Source organism: Xanthobacter sp. YC-JY1, assembly GCF_021730305.1.
Taxonomy (GTDB): Bacteria; Pseudomonadota; Alphaproteobacteria; order Rhizobiales; family Xanthobacteraceae; genus Xanthobacter; species Xanthobacter flavus.
In genome coordinates, this window is record NZ_CP032674.1 from 1263072 (window position 1) to 1283167 (window position 20096).

Below are 20096 nucleotides of genomic sequence, written 5' to 3' on the forward strand. Positions count from 1 at the left end.
ATGAGGCCCCGATCATAAAGGGCCGCTTAACCCTATGCGCAGGGAATGCGATCAGATCGCGACGATTTTTCCCGGATTCATGATGTTTTTGGGGTCGAGCGCCCGCTTGATCGCGCGCATGGCCTCCAGCGCCGCGGCACCGTGCTCGCCCTCCATGTATTTCATCTTGCCCTGGCCGACGCCGTGCTCGCCGGTGGAGGTACCGCCCATGGCGAGGGCACGCTCCACCAGACGCTTCATGTAGTGCTTGGCCTTGGCGAGGTCTTCCGGGTCGTCCACGTTCACCATCAGCGTGGTGTGGAAATTACCGTCGCCCACATGGCCGACGATGGGGGCGATGAGGCCCATCTCCACGATGTCGCGCTTGGTCTCCATCACGCACTCGGCGAGGCTGGAGATGGGCACGCACACGTCGGTGGCCACCGCCTTGGCGCCCGGCCGCATGGGCAGGACGGACCAATAGGCATCGTGCCGCGCCTGCCACAGCTTGGTGCGCTCCTCCGGCTTCACCGCGAACACCGACGGGCCGCCGCCATATTCGGCCGCCAGTTCGCCGAAGCGATCGGCCTGCTCGTGGACGCTGGCTTCCGTGCCGTGGAATTCGAGGAAGAGGGTGGGGGTCTCGGCCAGCGCCAGCTTGGCGTAGGCATTGGAGGCCTTCACCTGCTCCTCGTCCAGAAGCTCGATGCGCGCCACCGGGATGCCGCTCTGGATGGTGGCGATCACCGTGTTGCAGGCGGCCTCGATGCTGGGGAAGGGGCAGACAGCGGCGGAGACTGCCTCCGGGATGCCGTAGAGCTTCAGGGTGATTTCGGTGATGATCCCGAGCGTGCCTTCCGCGCCCACATAGAGGCGGGTGAGGTCGTAGCCGGCGGAGGATTTGCGCGCGCGGGTGGCGGTGGTGAGGATTTCGCCGGTGGGCGTCACCACCTTCAGCGACAGCACGTTGTCCTTCATGGTGCCGTAGCGCACCGCATTGGTGCCCGAGCAACGGGTGGAGACCATGCCGCCCAGCGAGGCGTCGGCGCCGGGATCAATGGGGAAGAATAGTCCCTGGTCGCGCAGTTCCTCGTTCAGCCGCTTGCGGGTGACGCCGGGTTCGATCACGCAGTCGAGGTCGGCGGTGTTGACGGCCAGGATGCGGTTCATGCGCGAGAGGTCGATGCAGATGCCGCCGAAGGGGGCGTTCACATGGCCTTCCAGCGAGGTGCCCGCGCCCCAGGGGATCACCGGGACCGACAGCTCGTAGCAGATGCGGACGACAGCCTGCACATCTTCCGTGCATTCAGCGAAAACAACGGCGTCCGCGGGTTCGTTGGGCAGGTAGGTCGTCACGTTCGCGTGCTGTTCCCGCACGGCGCGGCCCGTAACGACCTTGTGATCCAGTGCGGCCTGCAGGCGCTGCACCGCCTGGGCGATGCGATCGGGCATTGCACTGTCGGATTTCGCGGCTGCGGCAACCATTTACAAATCCTTAACCTTTGTCTGCGCCGAGCGGGCGGGTCCCGGAGGGCGCGAAAGTGGATTGAACCGTTTTAGGAACAGTTTCGACTTGACAGTGTCTTTTTTGATTCGCCCCGCCGGTGCTTTTTCAGGGTGACGAATGCCTCCTAGCACGGCACAGTGCTCTCACAAGCGGCAAAATCTGAAACCTGACGAAGCGAGGCGGCCATGCTCGACCGAATCGACTTTGAACCCGTGTTCTTTGCTCCGTTCGTGTCCTCCTCCATGAAGGTGGAGAGCAACTGGATCGACTATAACGGCCACCTCAACGTGGCCTATTACACGCTGATCTTCGACCGGGCGCTGGACGAGGCGCTCTGCCTGCTCGGGCTCGGGCCGGCTTATGCCCGTGGACGTGGCGCCTCCTTCTTCACCGGCGAATCCCACATCCGCTACGCCCGCGAACTGGCGCCGGACTCGCCGGTGCGCGTGACCATGCGGTTGCTCGACTATGACGAGAAGAGGCTGCACCTCTTCCAGTCGCTGCATCATGCCAGAGATGGCTGGGTGTCCGCCACGTCGGAGCAGATCACGCTCCATGTGGATCTCGGCTCGCGGCGCGTGGTGCCGTTCCCGGACGATGTGCTGGAGCGGATCGCCACCATGCGCGCCGCCCATGCCGGCCTGCCGCCACTCGATGGCGTCGGCCGCAAGGTGTCCATGCCGTCGCGCTCCTGACGCGCGGCTTTCGAGGCCGCCATGGTCTTAACGTCCATCGCGGTTCTCGCGGCGCTGTGCGCCGATGGCGGCTGAGGCGAGAGCGCCCGGCCGCCTTTCTCTTTGTGGGGCCAGGGTCGGGAACTGCCTAATTGGCAACCATGCCTTTACCGTGCGCTCCGCGCAGGTCTGGCATGCCGAGCCGGAAGTTCTGGTGCGCTGCACAGAGGCATATATTGCACTGCGATAAAGCCCCGTAGGGCCAGTGCAGGAGGCCTCCATGAGCGCCGTTACCTTTTCTCCCGACACCCTCTCTCGCGAAACCCGCTCTGCCGCTCCCAAGGCTGCGGCCGGCAAGGGCTTCTTCGCCCGCCTGATGGACGCGATCATCGCCGCCCGCATGGAGCAGGCCGAGCGCGAGCTGTCCCGCTACGTCCAGCTCAACGGCCGCGATCCGCTGAACTGAGACGACTGACGATCCCTCATCCGCGCGGCCGATCCGACCGCGCGGCGAGGGTCAGGGTGGCCCAGCCCTCGATATGCCGCTGGCTGACGAGGTGCAGGCCCTGCGCGCGATAGGCCGCTAGCGCGGCCGGAACCTGCGCGGTGAGCAATCCCGACAGGACGATGCGTCCCCCCGGCGCCAGCAATGAGGCGAGTGGGCGCGCCAGCCGCTTCAGCGGCGGCAGCAGGATATTGGCGAGGATCAGGTCGTAGGGTCCGTGGATGCGGATCGCCCGCGCCCCTGCGCCGGCCGCATGCACCATGCGCACCCCCGGCGCCTTGTTCGCCGCCGCATTGGCTTTGGCCGTGCGCACCGCGATGACGTCGATATCGCTGCCCACAATCTCCGTGTGAAACAGCCGCTCGGCCGCGATGGCGAGCACGCCCGTGCCCGTGCCCACGTCCAGCACGCGCTGAGGGCGTCCCCGGCGCGCGGCGTTGACGATGGCGTGTAGGCAGCCCTGCGTGGTGCCGTGGTGGCCCGTGCCGAAGGCCAGCGCCGCCTCGATCTCGATGCCGATGCGGTTCGGCCCCACCCGGCCGCGATCATGCGAGCCATGCACGACCACCGGCCCGACGGCCACGGGCGCGAGGCCTTCCAGGCTCGCGGCCACCCAGTCCTTCTGCTCGATCTCGCCGAAGGTCACGGCGGCGGCCAGCTCGGGGCCGGCCGCGATCTCCACCAGCTCGCGCAGCGTCTCCGCATCGAAGGCGGCGCCGGCATAGACCTCCACCACCCAGTCGTCGTCCGTCCGCTCGAAATTCGCCACCGCCACCTCGGCGGGGTCGAACGTCTCCGAGATCAGGTCGGCGATGCGCTGCGCTTGCCGGCGGGGCGCCTCGACCCGCATCACATGGGTGGCGTCGTTGGGGGGGAGGCCTTCGAGCATGGGGAAAACGTCATCCGTTGTCGCTGAGGCCGCCGTCGCCCGTCGCCCCCGTCACGCGGTTGCGCCCGGCGGCCTTGGCCGCGTAGAGGCGCTTGTCGGCCGCTTCGAGCAGTGCCGTCAAGGTCTGGCCGTCCTCGGGCAGCGTGGCGACGCCGATGGACAGGGTCTGCTTCCGCACGCCGTCCGGCAGAGCCAGCGCCGTCACGCTTTCATTGAGCATATGGGCGAGCGCCACCGCCGAGGTATGGGACACGCCCGGCGCCAGCACCGCGAATTCGTCGCCGCCATAGCGCACCACATGGTCCGACTGCCGAAGGCTCTCGGAGATGGCACCCGCCAGCTGCCGCAGCACCGCGTCACCGGTGGCATGGCCGTGGATGTCGTTGACCTCCTTGTAGTCGTCCACATCCACCAGCAGCAGGCTCATGGGCCGGCCGGTCTTGCGGGCGATCGCCACGAGGTCGCGGCCGAGCGGCTCCAGCTGGCCGCGGTGGAGCACGCCTGTGAGTGGATCGAGCCGGGAGGTCACCTCCAGCTGCTCGTAGCGCTGGCGGTAGGTGAGGGTGTCGAACACGTCGGCGATGCGCGGGCGCAGCGGATCTCCGGCCATCTCGAAGCGGTCGAGATAGAGCGCGAGCATCAGGGCATAGAAGCCTGCCGCCACCATCTTGCCGACCCAGCCGCCGATGCCCGCCGAGAGCGGCACGTCGAGCGCGAAATGCAGCACGCCGAAGAAGCCCAATTGATCGAAGGTGAGCACCAGCGCCAGCGTCGCCCAGATGACCGCCACCGGATACCGCTTCACCCGCGACGAGAGGCGCTCATAGAGGAGGATCATGGCGATGGAATCGATGAAGAGCAGCAGCGTGCTCCACACCGCCAGCGCGCCGAGCTGGTCCATGAAGGCGATGTCCCCCGGCACGCCGGGCGCCGGCACGAGATCGTGCAGGCGCAGCAGGAAGACGAGCGCCAGCATCACCAGATTGCCGAGGAAGAGCCCGTAGATGGGCTGGCGGGCCACCAGCGCATCCTCGCGAATGTACACGAGCAGCAGAAGCGCCAGCTTTCCCGAAAACAAGACCACAGAGCCGGGCGACAGGGAGACCGAGAAGGGCAGCTGCACGTAATAGGCGGCAGCCAGGTACGTCTCCATGAAATGGAGCGAGCCCAGCGCGCAGAAGAACACGCCGATGCCCAGCGTTCCGCGCAGGCGGAACAGCGCGAGCATCGCGCCGAAATACACCAGCATTTCGGCGCCGAGCAGGAGGATGTTGAGTGCGATCATCGATCTGGAATCTGCGGCGCGGGCGACGCTAGGGGAAGATCAGGGCAAAGATGAGGGGCCGCCCCGCCGGATCGAGGCGCCATTCCCCTCGCCCCTGAGGACTGGGTCAGGCCTTCTCGACGAAGGTCTCCAGCACCCGCTTCTCGCCGGCCTTGTCGAACTGCACGGTCAGCTTGTTGCCGTCGATGCCCGTGATTTCGCCATAGCCGAACTTGATGTGGAACACCCGCTCCCCCCGCTTGAAGGCGGAGGACGAGGCCGAGGACGAGGCCACCAGCGTGCCCTCGATCACCATCGGACCGCGCCGCGCCGACGGGCCGGCATCGTAGCGCCCGCCGCGCTCTGAGAAGCCGCCACGGCCGCCGCCACTCCCGCCACCGGTTTCGGTGCGGGCGCGGCTGGTCTGCGCCCGCTGCCAGCCGGGGGTGGAATAGGAGGAGGCGGCGAAGGGCTCGGCCCGGTCGAACCGGCTCTGCCCGTAGCTGCCGCCGCCGCCATAGGACGAACCGCCCCAGCCCATGCCACCGCGGCTTTCCTCGACCTGCACGTGGGCGTCGGGGAGTTCGTCGAGGAAGCGGGAGGGGACGGTGGAATTCCACATGCCGTGGATGCGCCGGTTGGAGGCGAACCAGATGCGGGCGGAGGCGCGGGCGCGGGTGATGCCCACATAAGCGAGGCGGCGCTCTTCCTCGAGGCCTGCCTTGCCCTGCTCGTCCAGCGCACGCTGGTGGGGGAACAGGCCTTCCTCCCAGCCGGGCAGGAAGACGGTGTCGAATTCCAGCCCCTTGGCGGAATGCAGCGTCATCACCTGCACCGCATCCTCGCCGGCGCCGTTGTCCACGTCCATCACGAGGGAGATGTGCTCGAGGAAGCCGGGCAGGCTCTCGAACGGCTCCATGGAGCGCACCAGCTCCTTGAGGTTTTCCAGCCGGCCGGCCGCCTCGGCGGAGCGGTCCTTCTGCCACATCTCCGTATAGCCGCTCTCGTCGAGGACGATCTCGGCGATCTCGGTGTGGGACATGGTGCGCGCCTGCTCGCGCCAGCGCTCGAAGGCCTGGATGAGCCCGCGCAGCGTGCCGCGCACCTTGGGCTTCAGCTCCTCGCTCTCGGTGAGAACGCGCGCGGCTTCCTGCAGCGGCACGCCGGCGGCGCGGGCGACATCGTGGATTTGCTTCACCGTGGCATCGCCGATGCCGCGCTTGGGCACGTTGACGATGCGCTCGAAGGCGAGGTCGTCGGCGGTGGAGTTCACGCAGCGCAGATAGGCCAGCGCATCGCGGATTTCTGCCCGCTCGTAGAAGCGCGGGCCTCCGATGACGCGATAGGGCATGCCCAGCGTGACGAAGCGGTCTTCGAACTCGCGCATCTGGAAGGATGCGCGGACCAGGATGGCGATCTCGGACAAGCGATGCCCGGCGCGTTGCAGCGCCTCGATTTCCTCGCCGACGGCGCGGGCCTCCTCGCCGGAATCCCAGGCCCCGGTGACGGAGACGCGCTCGCCTTCGTCACCCTCGGAGAACAGGGTCTTGCCCAGCCGCCCCTCATTATGGGCGATGAGGTGGGCGGCGGAAGCGAGGATGTGGCCGGTAGAGCGGTAGTTGCGTTCCAGCCGGATGACCTTGGCGCCAGGAAAATCGCTCTCGAACCGGAGGATGTTGTCCACCTCCGCGCCGCGCCAGCCATAGATGGACTGGTCGTCGTCGCCGACGCAGCAGACATTCTTCGAGCCCTGCGCCAGCAGGCGCAGCCACAGATACTGGGCGACGTTGGTGTCCTGATACTCGTCCACCAGCAGGTACTTGAATCTGCGGTGGTATTCGGAGAGCACGTCAGGATTCTCGCGGAACAGCCGGATGCCTTCCAGCAGCAGGTCGCCGAAATCCACCGCGTTCAGCGCCTTGAGACGCGCCTGATAGGCGGCATAGAGCATGCCACCCTTGCCATTGGCGAAGACGGCGCCCTCGCCGGGCGGCACGTCCTTCGGCGACAGGCCGCGGTTTTTCCAGCCGTCGATGGTGGCGGCGAGCAGGCGTGCCGGCCAGCGCTTCTCGTCGATGTTCTCGGCAGCGAGGAGCTGCTTGAGCAGGCGGATCTGGTCGTCCGTGTCGAGGATGGTGAAGCCGCTCTTCAGCCCCACCAGCTCGTGGTGGCGCCGGAGGATGCGCACGCCGATGGAATGGAAGGTGCCGAGCCAGGGCATCCCCTCGATCTGGTCACCGACCATGCCGTGGATGCGGTCCTTCATCTCCCGCGCGGCCTTGTTGGTGAAGGTCACCACGAGGATCTGCGAAGGGAAGGCGCGGCCGGAGGCGAGGATGTGGGCGACACGGGCGGTGAGCACCCGCGTCTTGCCGGTGCCCGCGCCAGCCAGCACGAGGAGCGGTCCTTCAAGGGTTTCGACCGCCTCGCGCTGCTCGGGATTGAGGCCGGAGAGATAGGAGGCCTGCGGCCCGGCGGGCGCAATGCCGGCGCGGGCACGGGCAGCAATGCCGCCGGGCTTCAGGCCGGGTAGCTCTGGCACTCCGCCGGGCTCGTGGCCCGGACGGCGCGGGGATTCAGGCGGTCTCAATGCAAAAGGTCTCGGTGCGCGTGATTCGCTTAAGGGAACAAAATGGCATCGCGCGCGCCGGATTGCGAGCTTGGCCGCAGGCGAGCCTTTACCGGAGCAGTTCGGCGGTGCCTTCGCGCCGCCAGGTGCGCGCCCGAAGCCGCGGCGCCAGCCACCAGGACAGCGGCGCGGAGATGATCGACGAGCCGAGCACCACAAAGGGCATCAGGGTCATGGCGTCGCGCGCCAGAGGCGACAGCAGAAGCAACAGGAGGGCGGCGAAGAACGTGACCGCCTGGATCATCATGAACAGCATGGCGGCGAGTTGCAGCCGGATCGACATGGGCGAGCCTCCTTCGGAAACGACGTCTCGAAAGGGCAACATGTCCGGGGCGATCGCGGTTCCCGGCACGCGGTCAAGTTCCGGCGAGATCGGCCGCGGCATCCGGCAGGGACGCTGCGCCCGGGCCGGCCACGGGAAGATGCACCACGTAGAACTTGCGCACCGCGGTCACGCTCTTCCACACCCCCTTGAAGCCCGAGGGGATGACGAAGGACTGGCCAGCCTGAAAGGTCTCGGTGTGGCCAGAAGCGTCGGTGAGTTCCACGGTGCCTTCGATGAGGACGCAGAACTCGTCCTCGTCATAGCTCACCTCGATCTCCGACGGGGCGGAGGCCCAGAAGCCCGCCGAAAAGGCGCCGGTGCGATCCTGGTACCATTCATGGACCGTCGTCGCGGCGTTGGGGTCCAGCGGCGGAGCGGGATCGAAGCGGATGGAGCGGATGGTCATGGGGTCACTCCCTGCGCGCCTGGTTCGCTGTGCGTGGCCCATCCTTCGCCTGTCTGCCATCCGCCCGCAAGGGTGCCCGCAGACCTGCGACAAGAACGGCCCCCACGCTGAAGAAGGCGACCAGCACCGCCACCCCCGCGCGCTGGCTACCGGTCAGCGCCGTCACAACGGCGACCGATGTCGGGGCGGCGAACGAGGTGATCTTGCCGGAGAGGGCGAACAGGCCGAAGCATTCGCCGATGTTCTCGGGCGGGGCGAGGCGCACCAGCAGGGTGCGCGAGGCCGATTGCAGCGGGCCGGCGACGATGCCGATGAGCAGCCCGAAGCCCACATAGACCTTCTCCGGCAGCGATCCGTAGAGGCCGGTCCCCGGCGGGGTGGGCACCAGCCCGAACAGGATGGAATCGTGCGCCACCGATAGGAGGCCCACGCAGGCGAGGAGCAGCGCGAGGAGGGCGACGAGGATGACGATGCGCGGGCCGAAGGCATCGTCAAGCCACCCGCCCGCCAGCGCCCCGATGGTCGCGGTCACGGTGATGAGGATGCCGAAGATGCCCATCTCGATGGAGCCCCAGCCGAACAGGCCGGCAGCGAAGATGCCGCCGAAGGCGAACAGGGCGACGAGGCCGTCCGCATAGATCATGTTGGCGATGAGGAAGCGGGCGAGCGCCGGGCGCGTCCGCAGCTTCGGCACCAGCCCGCGGATTTCCGACACTCCCTTGCGCACCGCCTCGCCCAGCGGCACGCTTTTTCTGCGGTCGGGCACGAACAGGAACATGGGCAGCACCAGCACAGCGAACCACAGGGCGGTCAGCGGGCCGGAGAAGCGGTCGCCCTCGCGGGTCGCGGCGTCGAGCCCGAACGCCGGCGGCCGGCCGATGAGGGTGAGGCCGGTGTCCGGCGCGGTGGAGAAGAAGCAGAGCATCAGCGCGAGTGCCACCAGCCCGCCGAAATAGCCCACCGCCCAGCCGGTGCCGGAGAGCCGGCCCAGCTGCTCCGGCGGCACCAGGTCCGGCATGATGGCGTTGTTGAAGACGGTGGCGAACTCCACGCCGATGGTACCGATGGCGAAGGCCGCCAGCACCAGCGGGATGCGCGCGGTGTCGCCCGGCACCGCGAACCACAGCAGCGCCGATCCCGTCATCAGCATCAGCCCGAATGCCGCGATCCACGGCTTGCGCCGGCCGGAGGCATCGGCCACCGCCCCGAGCACGGGGGAGAAGATGGCGATGACGAGCCCCGCCGCGCCGGTGGCGAAGCCCCACAGGCTCTGCCCCTCGGCCGGTGTCGAGGCCACGGCGGAGGCGAAGTAGGGCGCGAAGATGAAGGTGGTGATGAGCGCGAAGAAGGGCTGGCAGGCCGGATCGAACAGGATCCAGCCGATCACCGCCCGGCGCGGAACGCGGGCGTAGGACTGCGAGGAGGGCAAGGGCGGGTTCCGCAATGGCTGGCAAAAGACGCCGCACCATGGCAGCACCCACGTCCGAGGGGAACCGTCCGGGGCGCGAAACCGCTCAGGCGGGAAATTCGGGCATGGGCTCGGCGCCGGCCGGCACCACATGCTCCACTAGCGCCGCGACGGCGGAGGCGACGAGCACGGCGGCCCCCACGGGCGCGACGGAGAAGAAGTCCTCCTGTACCGCATTGCCCTCCTCGTCCTTGAAGGCGGAGGAGGCGGCGCGCACGGCGACGGCCTCGGTCACGAGGTAGCCGTCCTTGATCAGATCGCGCGCGATGGCCTTGGGCGGGCGCTTGTCACGCACGTGCAGCGCGTCCTCCTCGCCTGCGGCCTGCCAGACGACCTTGTAGATGTACATGGTGCTTCGCTGCTCCCTGCGGACATCTCTTTCCTGAACGCCACGGTCGAGCCCCCCGTTCCGATCCTTCCGCATTCTGATTCTGTTTGAATGGATCAACTGCCACGCCGCAGCGTTGATGCCGTGTTCGGCGCCGCGGGCGCGAGATTGGGGAGAGGCGGCGATGCTGCAGTCACAGGATCCGTCGTTGCCCGGGCCGGCCGCAGGCGTCGATCTGCCCGGGCGGGACCGGCTGCTCGCCTTCTTCACCGCCATCGCCATCGTCACCGTGCTTTACGTGGGGCGCGACGTGTTCGTGCCCATCGCGGTGGCCATCCTCCTGTCCTTCGTTCTGGCCCCCGTCATTCTCGTTCTCAGGCGGGTGCGGGTGCCGCGCACGGCCGCCGCGGTGGTGGTGGTGATTGCCACCTTCGTCGGCCTTCTGGCGCTGGGCTCGGTGATCGCGCTCCAGACCTCCGATCTCGTGGCCGAACTGCCGAAATACCGTTTCAACCTCAGCGAGAAAATCCGCTCCGTGAAGGAGGCGACCGGCGGCTCCGGCACCTTCGAGCGGACCATGGACATGATCCAGGACCTCGGGCGGGAGCTCGAGGCGCCGGACCCGGCCAAGGCCGTGAAGGAGGAGGGCGGGCCCTTCGCGACGGGCGGGCGGCCGCTGCCGGTGGAAATCCGCCAGCCGCCGCCCGGTACGCTCGGCACCCTCTCCACCGTGATGGCGCCGCTGCTGCATCCTTTGGCGACCATCGGCATCATCTTCATCTTCGTGCTGTTCATCCTGCTCCAGCGCGAGGATCTGAGAAACCGCTTCGTACGCCTCGCCGGTGCCCACGACATGCAGCGCACCACCGCGGCGCTGGACGACGCGGCGCGGCGGCTGTCCCGCTTCTTCCTCACGCAGGTGGCGCTGAATGCCGCGTTCGGCACTGTGATCGGCGTCGGCCTTTGGCTCATCGGGGTACCGAGCCCGCTTCTGTTCGGTATCGCCGCCGCGGTGCTGCGCTTCGTGCCCTATGTGGGCGCGGCGGTGGCTGCCGCTTTGCCCATCGGCTTCGCGCTGGCCGTGGACCCCGGCTGGACCATGGTGCTTTCCGCCTTCGCGCTGTTCATCGTGGTGGAACCGCTGGTGGGGCACGTCATCGAGCCCCTGCTCTATGGCCGCTCCACGGGCCTCTCGCCGGTGGCTGTGATCGCGGCTGCCACCTTTTGGACCTGGCTTTGGGGACCCATCGGGCTGCTTCTCTCCACCCCGCTCACCCTGTGCCTCGTGGTGCTCGGGCGTCATGTGGAGAGCCTGGAATTCCTGGACGTCGCCCTCGGCGACCGGCCGCCGCTTTCGGACAGCGAACTTCTCTACCAGCGGCTCTTGGCCGGCGACCCCATCGAGGCCGCCGCATCCGCCGAGGATGTCCTGCGCCAGACCGATCTCGACGCCTATTGCGACGGCGTGGTGCTGCCGGCGCTGAAGCTCGCCCAGCGCGATGCTGCGCGGGGCGCGCTCGATGCCGAGCGTCAGGTCCGCATCCGCGACACCCTCGCCGATCTGCTGGAGCATCTGCCGGCGCCCGAGGACAAGGTCGCGGCCGACGGGGCGGAGGCCGACGATGCCGGTCCCCGTCCAGAAGGCCCCTCGGTGCTGGTGCTTCCCGCCCGCTCGGCGCTTGATGAGGCGGCGGCGCAGCTTTTGGTCTATCGGCTCACCGCGGACGGTGTCGCGGCCGAGGCGGCGGCGCCCGGTGGCGCCCGGCGGCTGGCGACGGGACAGGCCGGGATGGTTGTCCTCGCCTATCTCTCCCCCGCGACGCCTGCGCACCGCCGCTACACCATCCGCACCCTGAGCCGCGACCGCACCGGCCGGCGCGTGGTTGTGGCCGACTTCATGGCCGAGGAACCGCCGCCCGTGCTTCAGGGCGAGGCGGCGGCGGTGTCCACCGTGAAGGGCGCGGTGGAGGCGGCGCAGATGGAGGCGCCCGCGTCGGAGCCTGCCGCTCCCGCGGTGGTCCCGGTGCGGGCGGGAGCGGCCTGAAGGGGTTCGCCCCCTCAGCCCTTCACCAGATCCCCCAGCAGGCTCGCGGCCAGCGTCAGCTTGGAGAGGCTGAGGCCGGACTGGGCGATGTCGCGCACCGTGCGGCGCATGCGCTCCACCTCCTCGCGGCGGCGGGCGACATAGGCTTCCACCGCGGCCTCGCCGGAGATGCCCTCCGCCAGCATCGCCTCAGTGATGCGGCGCAGGAATGTCTCGAGCTGCGCCAGCGAGCGGTCCAGCGCCAGCCGGTCGTAATAGTCCGGGGCCATGATGCTGCGGGACTGGGTGAGCAGATCGTCGATGGCGAAGTAGCGGCCGGCGGCGAAGAAGGTGCTGGCCGCGCTGGGGATGGCCTTGCCGGTGGTCTCGGCGATCAGCGCGATGTCGGAGGCCGCCGCCAGCGCCGGCATGGAGGCGACGCGGCGGGCAAGTTCTTCCGGCACCCTTTGGGCGACGAGATCCGCCACGCGGGCGGCGCGGTCCTTACGCCAGATTTCCGGCAGGCTCTCGTCGAGCGCGGCGGCAACCGCCGCAACCCCGCTGCGGTAGCGCTCGACCACGCCGGCGATGCCGTCGGCGAAGGAGACGTTGCCGAGGAACCAGATGGTGCGGCCCACCATCAGGTCCTGCACCGCCGCGTAGAGCTGGAGCTGGACGTGCCCGTCCACCTTGTTGTCCAGCGCGTCGATGGCGGCGGTCAGTTCCGGCAGGTGATAGCTGTCGCGCACCGCCGCGAAGGCGCGGGCGATGGAGGCGGCATCCCCGCCTGTCTGGTCTGAGATGCGGGCCATGGCGGAGGGGCCGCCCTGGTTGACGATGGCGTTGGCGAGGCCCGTCGCGATGATCTCCCGGTGGAGGCGGTGGGTCTCGATGGCGTGGGGATAGCGGTCCTGCAGTTCGTGCGGGAAGTAGTGCACCAGCTCGCCGGAGAGATAGGCGTCGTCCGGCACGCTGGAGCCGATGAGGTCGTCCTTGAGGGCGAGCTTGGCATAAGCGAGCAGCACCGCCAGCTCGGGCCGGGTGAGATGCTCCCCGCGCGAGCGGCGGTCGGCAATCTCGGCATCCGAGGGCAGGAACTCCACCGAGCGGTCGAGTTCGCCCCGCGCCTCCAGCATCTGCATCAGGCGCTGCTGGAAGGCGAGGTCATCCGCCCCCTTCAGCTCGGCGAGGGACAGAGCGAGGGTCTGGTCGTAATTGTTGACGAGGACGAGGCGCGCCACCTCGTCCGTCATCTGCTTCAGGAGGGCCGCGCGGTCCGGCACGCTGAGGTCGCCCATCTCCAGCGGCTTTGCGAGGGCGATCTTGATGTTCACCTCCACGTCGGAGGTGTTCACGCCGGCGGAATTGTCGATGGCGTCGGTGTTCAGCCGCACGCCCTTGCGCGCCGCCTCGATGCGTCCGCGCTGGGTCATGCCGAGGTTGGCGCCCTCGCCGATGACGCGGGCATTGAGATCGGCGGCGGCGATGCGCACCGCATCATTGGCGCGGTCGCCGGCCTGGGCGTCGGTCTCGGCGGAGGCGCGCACATAGGTGCCGATGCCGCCGAAGAACAGCAGGTCCACCGGCGCCTTCAGGATGGCGTTGATGAGCTCCGCCGGCGTGGCGCTGGCCTTCGGAAAGCGCAGCAGCGCGCGGACCTCTTCGGAGAGGTCGATGCTCTTGGCACTGCGCGGGAAGATGCCGCCGCCCTTGGAGATGAGGGAAGCGTCGTAGTCGGCCCAGGAGGAGCGGGGCAGATCGAACAGGCGCCGCCGCTCGGCGAAGGCGCGGGCCGGGTCCGGTTCGGGATCGAGGAAGATGTGGCGGTGGTCGAAGGCCGCCACCAGCTTCAGCGCCGAGGACAGCAGCATGCCGTTGCCGAACACGTCGCCCGACATGTCGCCGACGCCGGCCACGGTGACGGGCGTGGTCTGGATGTCGATGTCCATTTCCCTGAAGTGGCGCTTCACCGCTTCCCAGGCGCCGCGGGCGGTGATGCCCATGGCTTTGTGGTCGTAGCCCACCGAGCCGCCCGAGGCGAAGGCGTCGTCCAGCCAGAAGCCGTGGCGGGCGGAGATGGCGTTGGCGGTGTCGGAGAAGGTGGCCGTGCCCTTGTCGGCAGCCACCACGAGATAGGGGTCGTCCCCGTCGAGCCGCACCGTGTCGGCCGGGGGCACCACGGCGCCGCCCTTCAGATTGTCGGTCAAGTCGAGGAGCGAGGAGACGAACACCTCGTAGGCCGCCGTGCCCTCGGCGAACACCGCCTCTCGCGAGCCGCCGGCCGGCAGGCGCTTCGGCACGAAGCCGCCCTTGGCGCCCACGGGCACGATGACCGCATTTTTCACCTGCTGCGCCTTCACCAGGCCGAGGATCTCGGTACGGAAATCCTGCGGCCGGTCGGACCAGCGCAGGCCGCCGCGCGCCACCTTGCCGAACCTGAGGTGCACCCCCTCCACGCGGGGCGAATAGACGAATACCTCATAGAGCGGGCGGGGCAGGGGCAGGCCCTCCACCTTCGCGCTCTCGAACTTGATGGCGATGGGCTCGCGCAAGCGGCCCTGCGCATCCTTCTGGTAGTAGGTGGTGCGCAGCGCCGCATCCACGAGATTCACGAAGCGCCGCAGGATGCGGTCCTCGTCGAGGCTGGATACCGCGGCGAGAGCGTCGTCGATGGCCGCGCGCAGCGGCGCCTCGCGGGCGGCGCGGGCCTCGGCCGAGGTGTCCAGCGCCGGGTCGAAACGGGCCTGGAACAGGCTGACGATGGCGTGGGCGAGGGCGCCGTGGCGGTTTAGCGTCTGCCAGATATAGTCCTGCGAGAAGGGGATGCCCGCCTGCCGCAGGTAGCGGCCGAGGGCGCGCACCAGCGCCGCCTCGCGGAAGCTGAGGCCGGCATCGAGCACGAGGGCGTTGTAGCCGTCATTCTCCGCCGCGCCGCGTAGCACCGCGTTGAGGCAGTCCTCCAGCCGCGCGGCCGAGCCTTCCACCGAGATGGAGCCCCCGTCCGCCCGCTCCAGCGACATGTCGTGGACCCAGCTCTTGGGACCGCCGGCGGGCTCGATGCGGAAGGTGCGCTCGTTGATGGCCTTGAGGCCCATATTCTCCAGCATGGGCACCCGCGCCGCCAGCGGGAGGGGCGCGCCGAAGGAGAGAAGGCGCAGGGCGATGCGCCGGTCGTCGTCACCCTCGCGCTGGTAGAAATCGAGGGCGACGGGCCGTTCCTCGGAGAGGCGTTCCAGCAGTTCGATGTCGGCGAGCGCCGTCGGCACGCCATAGGCCGCGCGGTAGCCGGGATCGAATGCCTCCACGTAGCGTCGCGACAGGCGGGCCGCATCCCCGGCGTCGATTCCGGGGACATTCGCCACGGCGGCCGAGAGGCGGTCGCGCCAGGTGAGGATGGCGTCCGCCACCGCCCGTTCCAGCTCGCCCTTGTCCACCTCCGGGATGCGTCCCTCGGTGCGGCCGATGTCGTAGTGGACGCGCGTGAGCGGCAGGCCGGCGACGAACGCCTGCTCCAGCGACGTGACCGTTCCGCCGTAGGATTTCTCAAGGATGGCGCCCACCCGGTCGCGGACCTGCGCATCGAACCGCTCGCGGGGCAGGAAGGTGAGCACGGAGACGAACCGATCGAACCGGTCGGCACGAGCCAGCACCTTCAGGCGCGGCCGGTCATAGAGCGAGAGGATCTCGCGGGCGTGGACGAGCAGCGTCGGCACGTCGATTTGGAACAGGTCGTCGCGCGGGTAGGTCTCCAGCACGGTCGACAGCGCGCGGGCGGAATGGCTGTCCGGTTCGAGCCCGGCGCCCCGGATGACCGAATCCGCCTTGAGGCGCAGATAGGGAATCTCGCGCAGGGAATGGGTGTAGGCCGTGGAGGCGAACAGGCCGATGAGGCGCACCTCGCCGATGAGCCGGCCTTTTTCGTCGTGGGCCTTGATGCCCACATAGTCCATCACATCCCGCCGGTGCACGCGCGAGCGCAGGCTGGCCTTCGTGAAGAGGAGCGGGGTGGGGCCTTCGAGGAAGGCGCGGATTTCCGGCGTCGTCACCACCGGCGCATCGCCGAGGCGCAGTTCGTGGACGTCGGGATTGCGCAGGATGCCGAGGCCGCTATTGGCCTCGGCCTTCAGGCCGTCCTCGCTCAGCTCGTAGTGGCGCAGGCCGAGGAAGATGAAATTGTCCTCGGTGAGCCATTCGAGAACGTCGGCGGCTTCCTCGCGGGCGTCGTCGCCATAGGGCCGCTTCTCGCGCCGGTAGCCCTTCGACAGGCTCTTTACCTGCTTGCGCATGGCGGAGAAATCGAGATTGGCCGCGCGCACGTCGGCGAGCGTCCGGTCCAGTCCCGCCTTCAGCTCCGCCGCCGCGGCCTCGTCGATGGCGGCGACGTGGATGTGGATGAGGCTTTCGCGGTTCTCTTCCGACAGGCTGCCGGGACCGGAGTTCTCCAGGCCACGCACCCCGCCGTCGCCGTCGCGCTCCACATGCAGGATGGGGTGGGCCGCAAGCTTCACCACCAGCCCCCGGTCGGCGAGTTCGCCGGCAACCGAGTCAAACAGGAAGGCCATGTCGTCGTTCACCGCCTCGATGACGGTGATGGCCGGCCCCGGTAGCGGCGGATTGAACACCCGCACGCTCGGCTGCCCCTTGGGACGGCCGGCCACATGGGTCCAGGCCTCGCGCAGCAGGAGAGCGATGCAGGCCGCCGGAAGCGGCGCCAGATCCTCCGGCGCCACGGCGGCGAGGAAGGTATCGGCGAAGCCGGCCGGCAGATGGGGCGCGTCGCGTTCGATGAGCGCCTTCATCGCGGCCAGAGCCGTCTCGTCGTGGAGCCCGTGTGCACCGGCTTGAAATCCCATGACGTTCATGGCCTTTCCTCACTGTGTGGTCGCCGGGTGCGGGTCCCGCGTTCGGCGAGCATGACGTTGTGGCCGGGAGCGGCGACGCTGGAATGACGAGGCGACCCAATGGCATCGAAAGTGAAGGCAGCAGGGGGCGTGGAAAAGGCCAAAAGCGCCACTGCCGCAAATAAAGGCAGGCCCGAAACTCAGGCGGCGCCGTCCGGCCGAAAGTCTTCGGCCAAGTCTTCTGCACCGAAAACGGCTGTTCCTGCCGCCGAGCCTGCCCGCCAGCGCGACGATCTTCCCGCGATCGCCCTCGCGATCCCGCCCGCCGAGCTTGATGCGCAGAATCAGGCTTATTTCGACAAGTGCGTGGAGAAAATCGGCTTCGTGCCGAACGTCCTTCAGGCCTACGCGCTCGACATGGCGAAGCTCAATGCCTTCGCCGGAATGTATAACGACCTCATGCTCGCCCCGTCCGGCCTCTCGAAGCTGGAGCGGGAGATGATCGCGGTGGTCGTTTCCAGCATCAACCGCTGCTATTACTGCCTCACGGCGCACGGTGCCGCGGTGCGCCAGCTCTCCGGTGATCCCATCCTTGGCGAGCAGATGGTGATGAACTATCGCGCCGCGCGCCTCGACCCACGCCGCCGGGCCATGCTCGACTTCGCCGCCAAGCTCACGGAGCGCCCCCACGAGGTGGAGGAAGACGACCGGGCGGCGCTGCGCAAGGTCGGCTTTTCCGAGCGCGACATCTGGGACATCGGCGCCGTGGTCGGTTTCTTCAACATGTCCAACCGCATCGCCTCGGCGACGGACATGCGGCCGAACGAGGAATACCACGTCCAGGCGCGCACGCCGAAGGGCTGAGGTCCGCCGAAGGGCTCGTCCGCCGGTCCGGAAAGATATATTCATTAGGATATACCTTTCCGGATCGTGAGGCGCGGCATGGCCCCGGCACGCCGTCTGTTGATGCTTGTGATACCCGCCATCGTTTGCGCCGCCGTCTCGGCCGCTCCGGTGATCGCCAAAGCCGAACCGGCCGGGGAGGATTGCGGCAAGGCGGCATGGCCGCTCGCGTCCGCCCGCACCCGCCTCGCATCGCCGCTTCGGACGGTGGAGGCTGGGGGGCGCCTGTCCCTGCCGCTGGAGGGCGCCGTTACGCTCGCCTTGTCGGATCGCGCCTCCGCCGCCCTGCCGTTCCAGCCGACCCGGCGGGGGCGGGAGTCGCAGGCCGGATTCGCGCGCATCGCCGTTCCCGCGCCCGGTGGCGACTATCAGATCACGGTGTCGGACGGCGCGTGGCTCGACGTGTTCGCGGACGGAAAGTCGTTGGCCCCGCTCGCCTTCACCGGCGTGCATGCCTGCCCCGGTGTACGCAAGAGCCTGCGCTTTCGCCTGCCGGCGGGCGAGGTGGTGCTGGTCGTGACCGATGCTGCCGTCCAAGGTCTGGCAATGGTGATCGATCCCGTCGGGCCCTGAGGCGATAACAACTTTGTCTCAACCTCGGCGAGTGTGGCCTTAGATTACCTCCTGCCGCAGCGGCGCTCATACAATAGTGGTAAGATCGAGCTAGACATTCGTCGGCGGCCCGGTCTATTGCAGCCTCGGCGGAGCGTGATAGCTTGCGCCACAAGATCAAGGGCACCGGCCAAGGTGCCATGTGTTGGAGGTCGGCTGGAGCGCGTCGCTTGCGACGTGCGGCCGGGGAACAGCGAGGGCGCCTTACGATCATGGACAGCGTCTCAGACGTGCCCTACATCGTTGAAGCTTCAGGTCTCACGAAGGAATTCAAGGGGTTCGCTGCGGTCAAGAACGTTGACCTCAGGATCCGTCGTCACACGATTCACGCCCTCATCGGGCCGAACGGTGCCGGCAAGACCACCTGCTTCAACCTGATTACCAAATTCCTGGAGCCGACGCGCGGCACCATCAAGCTGAACGGCCGCGACATCACGCGCACGCCGCCGGCGGATGTGGCGCGGCTCGGCATGGTCCGTTCGTTCCAGATCTCGGCCACGTTCCCGCATCTCACCGTGCTTGAGAACGTGCGGATCGCGCTGCAGCGGCCCATCGGCAACTCATTCCACTTCTGGCAGTCGGAGAAGAGCCTCGATGCGCTCAACGACCGCGCCATGGAGCTGATCGCCGACGTGGACCTGACGCAATACGCGAAGCATCTGGCGGTGGAGCTGCCCTACGGCCGCAAGCGCGCGCTGGAGATCGCCACCACGCTGGCGCTCGAGCCGGAAATGCTGCTGCTGGACGAGCCCACCTCTGGCATGGGCCGCGAGGACATCGCCCGCACGGCGGACCTCATCAAGCGCGTCTCGGCCAACCGCACCATCCTCATGGTGGAGCACAATCTTTCGGTCGTGGCCAACCTCTCGGACCGGATCACCGTGCTGGCGCGCGGCGAGATCCTCACCGAGGGGCCCTATGCCGAAGTGTCGAAGAACCCGCAGGTGATCGAGGCCTATATGGGCACCGGTGGAGCGCATTGAGATGGCCGTGAACGGAACTCCCCTCCTCGAGGTGAAGGACCTGCACGGCCACTATGGCGAGAGCCATGTGCTGCACGGCATGACCTTCGACGTCCATCCGGGCGAGGTGGTGACGCTGCTCGGCCGCAACGGCGCGGGCAAGACCACCACCATGCGGGCCATCATGGGCCTCCTGCGCAAGCGCGCCGGTTCCATCCGCTATCAGGGCACTGAAACGGTTGGATTGCCGCCCAACAAGATCGCCCGGCTCGGCATCGCCATCTGCCCGGAAGAGCGGGGCATCTTCTCCTCGCTCTCGGTGCGCGAGAACCTGCTGCTGCCGCCCGTGGTGCTGCCCGGCGGCCTCACCGTGGACGAGGTGCACGAGCTGTTTCCGCGGCTCGAAGAGCGCCGCAACAGCCAGGGCACCAAGCTGTCGGGCGGCGAGCAGCAGATGCTGGCCATCGCCCGCATCCTGCGCACGGGGGCGAAGCTCCTGCTGCTCGACGAGCCCTCCGAGGGCCTCGCGCCGGTGATCGTGCAGCACATCGGCGAGATCATCCGGAACCTCAAGAAGAAGGGGTTCACGGTGCTGCTCGTGGAACAGAATTTCCACTTCGCGTCCACTGTCGCCGATCGCCACTACGTGGTGGAGCACGGCCGGGTGGTGGACATGGTGGAAAACGACAAGATCGCGGAAAACGCGGCTCGTCTCGAAGCGTTCCTCGGCGTGTGACGCCGGGTTCCTGACAGAGAGAGAAATCCGGTTCCAGCCGGAGGG

Annotated in this window: 16 protein-coding genes; 7 read left to right on the forward strand and 9 right to left on the reverse strand. The window is 68.2% G+C overall.

What is annotated here, in order from left to right; genetic code table 11:
- Positions 1-51 precede the first annotated feature (51 nt).
- Positions 52-1464 carry an FAD-binding oxidoreductase gene (locus D7006_RS05920; protein WP_371745043.1) on the reverse strand — a complete coding sequence of 471 codons (1413 nt, stop codon included), beginning with the start codon at positions 1462-1464 and terminating at the stop codon, positions 52-54.
- A gap of 207 nt (positions 1465-1671) precedes the next feature.
- On the opposite strand from D7006_RS05920, the gene D7006_RS05925 reads away from it, so the two are divergent.
- Positions 1672-2181: a thioesterase family protein gene (locus D7006_RS05925; protein ID WP_169122655.1), complete on the forward strand. Its 510-nt coding sequence runs from the start codon at positions 1672-1674 to the stop codon at positions 2179-2181.
- A gap of 259 nt (positions 2182-2440) precedes the next feature.
- Positions 2441-2626, forward strand: coding sequence for a hypothetical protein (locus tag D7006_RS05930; RefSeq protein WP_237355914.1), 186 nt, complete (start codon positions 2441-2443; stop codon positions 2624-2626).
- Positions 2627-2642: 16 nt separating this feature from the next.
- Here D7006_RS05930 and D7006_RS05935 read toward each other — a convergent pair whose 3' ends face one another.
- The 7 genes from D7006_RS05935 to D7006_RS05965 all read right to left on the reverse strand — a co-directional run bounded on the left by D7006_RS05935 (position 2643) and on the right by D7006_RS05965 (position 9995).
- Positions 2643-3554, reverse strand: a complete 912-nt coding sequence (locus D7006_RS05935; protein WP_229645734.1) for a 50S ribosomal protein L11 methyltransferase — start codon at positions 3552-3554, stop codon at positions 2643-2645.
- Positions 3555-3564: 10 nt separating this feature from the next.
- Positions 3565-4839 carry a diguanylate cyclase gene (locus tag D7006_RS05940; protein WP_237355915.1) on the reverse strand — a complete coding sequence of 425 codons (1275 nt, stop codon included), beginning with the start codon at positions 4837-4839 and terminating at the stop codon, positions 3565-3567.
- Positions 4840-4945: 106 nt separating this feature from the next.
- On the reverse strand, positions 4946-7408 hold the full coding sequence (locus D7006_RS05945) for an ATP-dependent helicase (RefSeq protein ID WP_371745044.1): 2463 nt from the start codon (positions 7406-7408) through the stop codon (positions 4946-4948).
- An 88-nt stretch (positions 7409-7496) separates the two neighbouring features.
- Positions 7497-7730, reverse strand: a complete 234-nt coding sequence (locus D7006_RS05950) for a hypothetical protein (RefSeq protein ID WP_169122650.1) — start codon at positions 7728-7730, stop codon at positions 7497-7499.
- 73 nt (positions 7731-7803) lie between these two features.
- On the reverse strand, positions 7804-8178 hold the full coding sequence (locus D7006_RS05955) for a cupin domain-containing protein (protein ID WP_237355917.1): 375 nt from the start codon (positions 8176-8178) through the stop codon (positions 7804-7806).
- A gap of 4 nt (positions 8179-8182) precedes the next feature.
- The gene (locus tag D7006_RS05960) at positions 8183-9607 is read right to left on the reverse strand and encodes an MFS transporter (protein ID WP_237355918.1); all 1425 of its coding nucleotides are present in this window, start codon (positions 9605-9607) and stop codon (positions 8183-8185) included.
- An 85-nt stretch (positions 9608-9692) separates the two neighbouring features.
- Complete coding sequence (locus tag D7006_RS05965; RefSeq protein WP_237355919.1) at positions 9693-9995, reverse strand: hypothetical protein; 303 nt, start codon at positions 9993-9995, stop codon at positions 9693-9695.
- 163 nt (positions 9996-10158) lie between these two features.
- On the opposite strand from D7006_RS05965, the gene D7006_RS05970 reads away from it, so the two are divergent.
- On the forward strand, positions 10159-12018 hold the full coding sequence (locus D7006_RS05970; protein ID WP_237355920.1) for an AI-2E family transporter: 1860 nt from the start codon (positions 10159-10161) through the stop codon (positions 12016-12018).
- A 14-nt stretch (positions 12019-12032) separates the two neighbouring features.
- Here the strand turns inward: D7006_RS05970 and D7006_RS05975 are convergent, their stop codons facing one another.
- The gene (locus D7006_RS05975) at positions 12033-16859 is read right to left on the reverse strand and encodes an NAD-glutamate dehydrogenase (protein ID WP_237355921.1); all 4827 of its coding nucleotides are present in this window, start codon (positions 16857-16859) and stop codon (positions 12033-12035) included.
- A 282-nt stretch (positions 16860-17141) separates the two neighbouring features.
- On the opposite strand from D7006_RS05975, the gene D7006_RS05980 reads away from it, so the two are divergent.
- The 4 genes from D7006_RS05980 (at position 17142) to D7006_RS05995 (ending at position 20051) form a co-directional block, all read left to right on the forward strand.
- Positions 17142-17702, forward strand: coding sequence for a peroxidase-related enzyme (locus D7006_RS05980; RefSeq protein ID WP_169122758.1), 561 nt, complete (start codon positions 17142-17144; stop codon positions 17700-17702).
- A gap of 78 nt (positions 17703-17780) precedes the next feature.
- Positions 17781-18314, forward strand: a complete 534-nt coding sequence (locus D7006_RS05985; RefSeq protein WP_237355922.1) for a hypothetical protein — start codon at positions 17781-17783, stop codon at positions 18312-18314.
- 251 nt (positions 18315-18565) lie between these two features.
- The gene (locus D7006_RS05990) at positions 18566-19336 is read left to right on the forward strand and encodes an ABC transporter ATP-binding protein (protein WP_169122643.1); all 771 of its coding nucleotides are present in this window, start codon (positions 18566-18568) and stop codon (positions 19334-19336) included.
- Position 19337: 1 nt separating this feature from the next.
- Positions 19338-20051, forward strand: a complete 714-nt coding sequence (locus D7006_RS05995) for an ABC transporter ATP-binding protein (protein ID WP_169122642.1) — start codon at positions 19338-19340, stop codon at positions 20049-20051.
- The last annotated feature ends 45 nt before the right edge of the window (positions 20052-20096 follow it).